This is a genomic window from Marinobacter sp. tcs-11 (assembly GCF_002049515.1).
GTDB classification, from domain to species: domain Bacteria; phylum Pseudomonadota; class Gammaproteobacteria; order Pseudomonadales; family Oleiphilaceae; genus Marinobacter; species Marinobacter nauticus.
Genome location: NZ_LLYU01000007.1, coordinates 204776 through 213908 on the forward strand (window position 1 = coordinate 204776; position 9133 = coordinate 213908).

Here is a 9133-nt window from a genome sequence, read left to right on the forward strand (position 1 = left end):
TTTTTATTTCAGTGCCACCGCAAGCAGCGCTCGCCAGACGTTGGTTTCTGCCGGCGCATACTTCAGCGCTTTCATGATTTCTTTAACGCCCGCAAACTTTTTACCCACGGCGCCCAGGTAACGCCCCTTCCTGATGTAGAAATGGGCAAATCCCTTATCGAATTCACTCGCACTGAGGGCCTCAGGATACTCTCGGCGAAAGTCGCGAATGATGGCTTCATTGACCCGGAACCGCTGTGTTTTATCCGACGAAATCTGATCTTCCATCACTCGATACCAGGCCCAGTATTCCGGCTCATAGCGAAACTGATACCGGGCGGAAAACCGTAGCCACAAATCATAGTCGTCAGCCACACGTCGTTTTCCGCTCATGCCGCCCATCTCATCAAAGCAGCGGCGCCTTGCCATTGTGGTGTTCATGGCAACACAGTTGTCCCGAATCATCCTCGCGGCAATGCGTCCCGAATAACGCGACATATTCTTGCGGCTGATCTCAGCACCCTGTTCGTTGATAATCACATTATCGCCATATAGCACATCCACTTCCGGATGCTGTTCAAAAACCCTGACTTGTTTCTCCAGCTTATCAAGCGGCCAATAGTTATCCGAATCCAGGAAGCATATGAAGTCGCCGGACGCCTCCGCCAGAGCCACATTTCGGGCCACACTCTGCCCCTGGTTATCCTGCTGGAACAGACGGACGCGTTCATCCTGCAGGTAGGGTTCAAGCAGTTCCACCGTGTTATCCGTTGAACCGTCATCGACGATCAGAAATTCAAAGTTTCCGTACGTCTGCCCCATCACACTCTCAACCGCCTGGAGAATAAACTCCGCACGGTTATAGGTAGGAGTGATAATAGTGATCAAAGGGTCTTTAGCCGACATCCGTCATCGTCCTTGTTAATACGTTCTTCATTCCACGCTTCCCGGGCAGACTGCAGCAGTTCGCCATCAGAATCCCCCCCCATAATGAACCAGCCGCTGGTGCAATCTCCGTTTGACGAAACTCGCTTTGGTGATTCCCACACAAAAAATCGGGGTTGCTCACGGCCTTGATAGAACCCGTGCGCTTTCATGACCTGCTTCAGCTCCAAATCGGACGTCATGGCAGAATAAGAGGCTGCATTCGGCCATTGCCGCAGCATTGCCTCTACAACCGCCGACTTCAGCGCTGCTGAAGCTGCTGGCCCGATGTAATCGACCAGCCGAACCTGTCGGTCATCCGCACGGACAACCCCCAGAGCTTTGAGGGAATCATTCTCGTCCCGTACTTCCAGAAATGAATACTGTGCAAACGGATGCCGCTGATAGCGCCAGTCAAGGTAAGCCCAGTCTCTCACAACAACCTTGTCGTAGCCTTGCGCAACTGCCGCCCACAACTCATCAATCTGTTCTCTGGGTGGCAATTGCTGCAGGAGAGACGCCCGCATGTGTCGGCTCTGCACTGGGCGATTAACCAGTCGAGTGCAAAATTGCAGAAGCATCAAAGCCCAGTCACGAGCGCTACGAGGCTGACGGATTTTACGAAGAAAATGCACCTGGTCGCTGGCACGCCAACCCATCCGCTGCAATACAATGGCGGCGACCGGGCTGATGCCAAACGACATAAGAATAGGAGAGCGTTGTGCCAACTCTACTTTGATCAGCCGGCCTACGCCCTTTCCTCGCTGGCGCTCAGACACCTTGAAGTCGCAGCTCCACATGGCCTGTGTTGGCCGGCCATTCCATAGAATACTTACCGGCACCACCCCGTTGAAGCCGACAACCGAACCGTTCTCCTCCGCCACCACCGGAGCAAAGCCACGATCACGCGCACCAGGATTCTCCTGGAACTGATAACTCCAGATATCACGTTTGAACGCCACATCAGCAAACAGGTTCAGCACCTGCTCCCGATGGCGTTGATCATCATAGGGTTTGATTTCAGCCACCCGTGCGCTCCAGCCATGCCAGAAACATCAGAATGCCCCATAGCTCTGCAGAGTAATCCTCCCGCCCTTTGAGGTGCTCCTGCCAATAGGCATTCACAACTGAGCGGTCCAGATAGTCCTGCTTGTCAAAGACAGACGGTTGCAGCAGCGCCTCCGCCCAAGGGCGCAGTGGGCCCCGTAACCATTGCCCCACGGGCACCGCAAACCCCTGCTTGGGCCTGTCCACCAAGGCCTTTGGCACGTGGCGGTACAAAACGCTACGCAGCACCTGCTTGCCAACACCGCCATTAAGGTTATAGCTCAACGGTAACGACAGCGCGAAGGAAACCACCTTCGGGTCTAACATCGGTATCCTGGTTTCAAGGCTACAGGCCATCGCTGCCCGGTCGACCTTCACCAGAATGTCATCGGGCAGATACCAATTCAGATCTCGCCACATCAACGCTTTCAAGCCGTCGAGGGGAACACCGCGCGGGATTGCCTGGGTCAGACCATATGTGGGTTCCTGAACGCCCCTCCGAAAACACTCGGGCTCATTCCAGAAAGAGACAGACTGCCGATAGAAATCTGACAGATCCGCGGTCGAGGCCAGCGCACGCTCCGCTTTGAGGCGATGACGAATTGCCAGCGTCGACCGACCTCGCTGGGAAGGCACCAGAGCCCGGATCGCCTGAGCCGCCGCCGCCTCTGGTAAGCGGGATAACCAGCGCCGGGCGACACCAGCCGGCTTGCTTCGGCTCCGCCAACGGTTATAAACCGAGGGATACCGAGTGTAGCCACAGAACAACTCATCTCCGCCATCACCTGACAATGCAACCGTGACATGCTTCCGTGTCATCTGGCTGACAAGAAAAGTAGGCAACTGCGAGGAATCCGCGAAAGGCTCGTCGTATAGATCTGGCAACCGCGGCACGAGGTTAAGCGCATCCTCGGGAGTTACGTACAACTCCGTGTGTTCGGTTCCCAGATGACGGGCAACCTCTGCAGCATGCTCTGCCTCATTGAAGCCCGGCTCATCAAAGCCAATACTGAACGTTCTCACGTTCTGGCTTGCACGGGCTTGCATAAGTGCAACCACGGTGGAAGAGTCGATACCGCCGGAGAGAAAAGCACCTAAAGGAACGTCCGATACCATCTGGTCTTCGATCACGTTCCCGAGTAAAGCCTCCAACTGGTCACTGGCAGCCTCAAAGCTTTCCGGCGCCCGGCTCTCTGTAAAGCAATCCTCAAGGCACCAGTAGCGTTGCGGTTCCGGTAACATACCCGGTGAGGATCCATCAAGAGGAAAACGAACCAGCGAGGCAGGCGGTAGTTTTAAAATCCCTTTGTGAATACTGATCGGTGCTGGTATCACGTTGTGCCGGAGCAACAGCGCCAGCGCCCCAGGCTCTACACCGCCTTGCCATGCAGGATGTACCCGAAGCGCCTTTAGCTCCGAACCAAACAACAGAGTGTTGCCTTGCCATCCATAATACAGTGGCTTTTCACCCATTCGGTCTCGGGCCAGAATCAGATCCCGGCTTTTCAGATCCACCAGCGCAAAAGCAAACATTCCCGAAAACTTCGGCAGACTCTCTTCCAACCCCCAACGCTCAATTGCGTGGAGCATCACTTCCGTGTCTGAGTGGCCCCGAAAGGTGCATCCCTCCTTTTCAAGCTCTGCTCGCAGCTGCCGAAAGTTATAGATTTCCCCATTGAAGGCAATAACAAAGCGCCCGCTCGCTGACGCCATCGGCTGCGCACCCGCCGGTGACAGATCCTGAATGGCCAGCCGCCTGTGCACCAGACCAACACCAAGCTCGGCCCTCACCCAAACTCCGGCGTCGTCTGGGCCCCGGTGAATGATAGCCTCACCCATACGTTCCAGCGTCGTTTCGGGCCCTCGACCCACATCCCTGTTTACGAATCCTGCAAAACCGCACATGGATTAGTTCCTTCCTGCAATGCGAGTCAATCGAGCGCTTACGTAGTCTCGCTCTTCCCGATTCAACACCAGCAACCAGAAGGCCGCTAACCAACCCACACTTCCCAATATAGCGCCTAGCAAAATATGACCATACGAGTCGTACACCAGATATTCGCCAAGTCCCAGGATAATCAAAGCCATCAAACCGGCCGGTACAAACGCCGGCAGCACAGACGCCCGGAGATATTGCCTAACCGGCAAACCCAGGTGCCGACAGGTGTACCGAAGATACAGCGGCACAAAAATCAGCCCCGGGACGACGGAGGCAAAGGCAACTCCCTCAAGTCCAAATGGATGGACCAGCACAAGGCTTAGCCCGATATTAAGCAATGCTGCCAATGGCGTAAGGCGAGCGAAAATTCCATGCTTATTAATAGCCGTGAGGTAACGGCTGGCAAAAGGATTTATGAACGGCAATATCGTAAAAAAGACCAGAAACAGGATAAGCCACTTGGCCTTTTCACCAAATTCAGGGCCCAACCAGATCGAGATAAATGGCGCACCAAGCAATAAAGCGCCGGTCCCCATAGCAAATAGAATGCTGACAACGTACCGGGAAGAGATGAGAAAAACCGTTCGAATGGTCTCGTTTTCTGCCTTTGCACTCAAGCCACTGAACAGAGGCATGAAGGCATGAGTTAGAGTCCATCCAAGGCCACGTATGTGCTGAGTCAAATTGGCTGGAATGCTGTAAAAAGGCACCATAGCAGGCCCCATTATCAGCCCGATAACCAAGACATCCGTGGCGTTCTCCACTCGGGTGGCAATTCCCTGAATGAACGACTTGAACCCGAACACAATCAGTTCTCGCAACCGGCTCAACGAGAATGTCCCCATCTGAGCTCGAATAGCCCCATAAGCCGGTCGTGAAAGTATCCACATAAATAAAACGTATTTAATCGTCAAACCAATCGCATTAATGGTCGCGAGAAGCACCAGTCCATTTTCCGGAGTTATAAAATAGTATAAAAGAACAGAACCAAAAACGGAGTTTATAATAGTTATATTGTTCTTTAGGTAATATTTCTGAAACCCTTCCAGATAGCTTTCAGCAACATAACCAGGAAATGAGATCAACAAATAGGCTCCAATAATAACAAGGAACAGCGTGTATTTTTGGTGTGGCTCATCGTTTGGGGCTATACCGCCTGAAAACCAGACGCCCCAGCAGAAAAAGAATACAAATAATAGAACTCCCACAAGCGCCATGAATACAAGAGCCGACATATAAACCGACTGGAGTGCCGTCTCATCTTCCTCTGCAAGATGCCTGGCAGCGAATCGGCTAATTGCGGGACGAAGCCCCAGGTCCAGGATGCCCATATAGCCAATTACGGCACCAATCATCTCCCAAAGCCCGTAGTCGTATTTCCCCAGGTTATGAACGAAAACCGGTGTCATCACGAACGTGATAATCAGCTTTACAAACATTACAAGAACGTTCGATCCGGTATTAACAAGCAGGGTACGAATCATTGATCTACGACCCTACCAATTGATCATAAAGGGCACGCAGTTCTTGGGCTGGTCTAGCTATGCCAAATCGTCTCACTGCGATGGACTGGTAGTCGGCAAACTCTTGCTTGCTGCTCTGTTCAGCCTCCTTCCTAATAAGATCTGCCAACTTCGCATGATCTCCCGGCAGGAATGTCCTGGTAGGACTCCCTGCGACTACCTCGCGCAACCCAATGCAGTCAGAGGATAGAAGCGGAATACCGGCAGACAGGACCTCCATCGCCAATAACCCACAGGCCTCCCAGCGAGACGGCATCACGACCATATCTACCGCCTTAATCATGGAAGGCATATTGTCAGTACCGGGCATTTGGATGAACTGTTCCGAAAGCCCTTTTTCTTCTATGTATTGATAGTCTTCACGTATGTACCCGCCCCAACCAAAAGTAACAACCTTCAGTAAAGGCATGAACTCCGCCGACTTGAGCTCGGCAATTGCATCTACCAATGTACGGAAGCCCTTTTGCCCCATAAATCGACCAAAGAAGCCGACAAGACGCGTATCCTCCCCCTCCCCCAACTGCGCTCTAAGATCCGAAGAGGGCTCGTTGGCGAAATAATCGGTATCCACGCCGTGTAAGATTGGATAAAGCTGCTTAGCGGGCACATTCGGGAAGAATGTCCGAAAGTTTTCTGTAGCATCCTCCGTAACGGTATGGATTGCATCAATTCTCTGGAACAATCGAGCCATGACAAACTTCTTTGCTGAGCCCACGCCCCCGCCGAACTGCGAATCCAAAAACACGTCATGAGCTGTCATCAAATGTCTTCGCTTTAGCCCTGTCCTGGAAACTTCTGTAAGCAACCCTGCTCCGAAACCATGGGAGTGAACTAAATCAGAAGACGTTTTTTTAAGGAGCGCTCTCAACTCTCTAACGAAAGATAATGGTTCTTCAGGCGACTCAATCAACCTGATCCTATTTTTGCCCAAGGACTTATCTAAATAATCGGACAAACCATGATCCGGTGCAAACAAGGTAAACAGACAGTCCTTATAACAATCTTGTCCATATATATACCTGAAAAAGGTTTTTATACCTCCACCAGGCTGCAAAGCAGTCATCAAAACTTCCATATTTAAACCTTTATCAGAAAATTAATAACTTCTATCTCTGATTTTATTTGCCAACCTGAACTTAGAATCATAATGGCAAGAATCGACCGAAGAACTATCATAAGATTTACCAGAAATATTCTTCAACGCCAAATTAGAAAATGCTATAACCAGACCGGCAAACAAATACCAATAGTATTGAGACAAGCCCCAATAATTAATACTATAAACCGCATACATCCAAAATAACGCTATTAGCGCCTTATTTAATCGCGCATAAAAATCAAGACTATTCAAATTAAGCTTTGAGAAACTGGATCTCACAAAAAAAAGCTTTTTTATGATTTTAAAAAGAAAGGCCATGAAAATCAGAAATCCGACCACCCCTAGCTCTATGAGCACTTCTGCATAAAGGTTATGGCTAGCCTGACGAGCGCCCAACTTATGAACTTTCGCCTCAGGTGTTGTGCCCAGACCGTGCCCAAAGACAGGTCTAGTCATTCCCAACTTGAACTCATTAACCATACCTCTAATCCGACCTTCTGCTGACGCACCACCCTCGGCATCCCGATCAATCAGTGATAAGTATCGCTCCTTTTGAACAGGCGTCATTACTGAAAAAGCAAGAATCGCTGCCAAGACCCCGACGGCTATTAATCGAAATTTCTTTTTTGACTCCTTGAAAACAAAGAAAGCAACTACAAGAAGCGCGATAAATCCACCACGGGACATTGTCAATATCAGGGCGTAAAGCAGCATCGGCATTAACAACAAATAGAGTGATTTTGATTTCCAGCCGAGCGGCCAAAGCAAGTAGTGAAGAAATGGGACGGCAGTTGCTATAACAAAACCCAATTCATTAGGATTAATGACATCAGCCGGCGCGCCTGCGAGTCTATTTGCGAACTCTTTGGAACTCAAATAGGTAGAGCTACCCCAGTAACCGCTTGTAATATTGAGATATAGAGGTTCCAGGACCCTAAAAATCTGACACCCAACAAAAACGATTAAAAAAACCCTAAGACGTCTTTCCGTATCAACAAACAACGCAACAAAAAAAAGAAAAACTGAGGCCTTCAGAAAGGTATCGAGATTTACCTTAACAACACTTCCGGGCCATTCTACAAACGGAATTGAAAATATTATGTAGGAAACTAAAACAAAAAAGGCCTTAAAAATGGGATCGCCAATCCTATCTTTAAATTTATCTTTTTGAAAAAACAGAAAAACCAATAGCACCAAAACCGCAATTAATGTCGGCCGAATAACCGCATAGGCAGGAAAACGCGCAGAGAACCTAATAAAAAAATCAATGACAAAATAAATAAAAAAATAGAAGGTAAAGTCACTGACCAATGACTTTGAGAATTTATCCGAAAGGAGCCTTGTAGAACTGTTAATCCTTGAGGTCATGAGAGGAGCTCATTATAAAAATCCAGGTGCTCTTCCACCATCACTCTTTTGCTAAATCGAGCCCCGGATGATACCAAAGCTGCTGCGCCAATCTTATGCCTCAAGTTTTCATCAAGAACTAGCTTCATAAGACTATCGGCCAACTCGTTGGTGTCTCCGCAATTATATAGATATCCGGAAACACCATGCTCTACTGCCTCAGGGTTCCCACCGACTGAACTACAAACCACTGGTAAACCTGAACGCATGTACTCAACAATAGAATTGGAAAAGCCCTCGGACTCAGAACAGAGTATTCCTATGTCGAAAGCCGGTAGGCAATCAGCAACATCTGAACGACGCCCCAAAAAATGGACCCGCTCTCGCACACCCAAAGCTTCAGCCTGTTGGCTCAACTCATTATGGTCGCCATCGCCTATCACAACCAAATGAAGATTGCCTCCTTTCTGGACTACCACCGCCAGAGAAACTAGCGCATCAGAGATTCGCTTCAGTGGACGAATATTCGCTACGATGACACCAAAAACAGCATCAGGATATTGATTACGCAAGAAAAGGACTTCATCAGGAATCGACGCGTCTCCAACCCTTTCCTCATAGCCATTATAAATCACATCTATTCCGTCTTTAGGAATTCTTTCATTTCTGGACACCACATCCTTCACGGCTTGGCTGTTCGCAATTACCGACGATACGGCACGCCGAGAACACCGTAACAGGAAAAGGTATTTTTTCGTGTACCAATAGCCCATATCCCTACGCGATATAACCGTATGAACACCAAACGGTCTAAATACAATCGGGCACATGATAGACGGATCAATAAAAAACGCATGAACGATTTTTCCACCGCTTTTCCGAAACCGCTTTGCTTCTTTCCAGAGCGCTAACCAAGCCGCGGGATTAGTGAGGCCCGAGCGTCCCAAAACCGTGTAGCTACAGGGAAACCCGTTTTCTTTCAGGTAGGCGGACTCCTGAAAGACTAAAAGGTGAGGAGAAAACCTTTTTCTATCAATCCCTTCAACCAACTGATAGAGCTGCCCCTCGGTGCCGGCGTGTGGATTCTTAAAACTGTCGATGACGTACAGAATAGGTACGGGCATATCCTTTGACCCTATGAAAACTGTTCTTAGGGAGGGTCTGATTAACGCCTGATTTATCGCTGAATCGCTTTTCAACTCGAAAAAAAGCCATTCAAGCGCGATTTTGGCGTTATCACCCTCTGTTTTGTTCGATTTTTGCCTATTTCCCGCC

Annotated in this window: 7 protein-coding genes; all 7 read right to left on the reverse strand. The window is 49.6% G+C overall.

What is annotated here, in order from left to right:
* Positions 1–3: 3 nt before the first annotated feature.
* Positions 4–885 (reverse strand): glycosyltransferase family 2 protein, encoded by an 882-nt coding sequence (locus ARC85_RS10385; RefSeq protein ID WP_286714806.1) that lies wholly within the window; start codon positions 883–885, stop codon positions 4–6.
* Entirely contained in the window at positions 864–1931 is a 1068-nt protein-coding gene (locus ARC85_RS10390; RefSeq protein WP_286714807.1) for a GNAT family N-acetyltransferase, read from the reverse strand. The genes ARC85_RS10385 and ARC85_RS10390 overlap by 22 nt, the downstream gene beginning before the upstream one ends.
* Complete coding sequence (asnB, locus tag ARC85_RS10395) at positions 1924–3855, reverse strand: asparagine synthase (glutamine-hydrolyzing) (RefSeq protein WP_286714808.1); 1932 nt, start codon at positions 3853–3855, stop codon at positions 1924–1926. The genes ARC85_RS10390 and asnB overlap by 8 nt, the downstream gene beginning before the upstream one ends.
* A 3-nt stretch (positions 3856–3858) precedes the next feature.
* Positions 3859–5373 (reverse strand): oligosaccharide flippase family protein, encoded by a 1515-nt coding sequence (locus tag ARC85_RS10400; protein WP_286714809.1) that lies wholly within the window; start codon positions 5371–5373, stop codon positions 3859–3861.
* 4 nt (positions 5374–5377) lie between these two features.
* Positions 5378–6487 (reverse strand): glycosyltransferase family 4 protein, encoded by a 1110-nt coding sequence (locus ARC85_RS10405; protein ID WP_286714810.1) that lies wholly within the window; start codon positions 6485–6487, stop codon positions 5378–5380.
* Positions 6488–6508: 21 nt separating this feature from the next.
* Positions 6509–7879, reverse strand: a complete 1371-nt coding sequence (locus ARC85_RS10410; RefSeq protein WP_286714812.1) for an O-antigen ligase family protein — start codon at positions 7877–7879, stop codon at positions 6509–6511.
* The coding region (locus ARC85_RS10415) for a glycosyltransferase (RefSeq protein ID WP_286714814.1) at positions 7876–9133 on the reverse strand (1258 nt) is incomplete at its 5' end. The genes ARC85_RS10415 and ARC85_RS10410, both read right to left, overlap by 4 nt.

Excerpts from the sequence above, each read along its gene's own strand:
- ARC85_RS10385 (WP_286714806.1), bottom strand. The coding sequence starts at position 885 with ATGTCGGCTAAAGACCCTTTGATCACTATTATCACTCCTACCTATAAC.
- asnB (WP_286714808.1), bottom strand. The coding sequence starts at position 3,855 with ATGTGCGGTTTTGCAGGATTCGTAAACAGGGATGTGGGTCGAGGGCCC.
- ARC85_RS10400 (WP_286714809.1), bottom strand. The coding sequence starts at position 5,373 with ATGATTCGTACCCTGCTTGTTAATACCGGATCGAACGTTCTTGTAATG.
- ARC85_RS10405 (WP_286714810.1), bottom strand. The coding sequence starts at position 6,487 with ATGGAAGTTTTGATGACTGCTTTGCAGCCTGGTGGAGGTATAAAAACC.
- ARC85_RS10410 (WP_286714812.1), bottom strand. The coding sequence starts at position 7,879 with ATGACCTCAAGGATTAACAGTTCTACAAGGCTCCTTTCGGATAAATTC.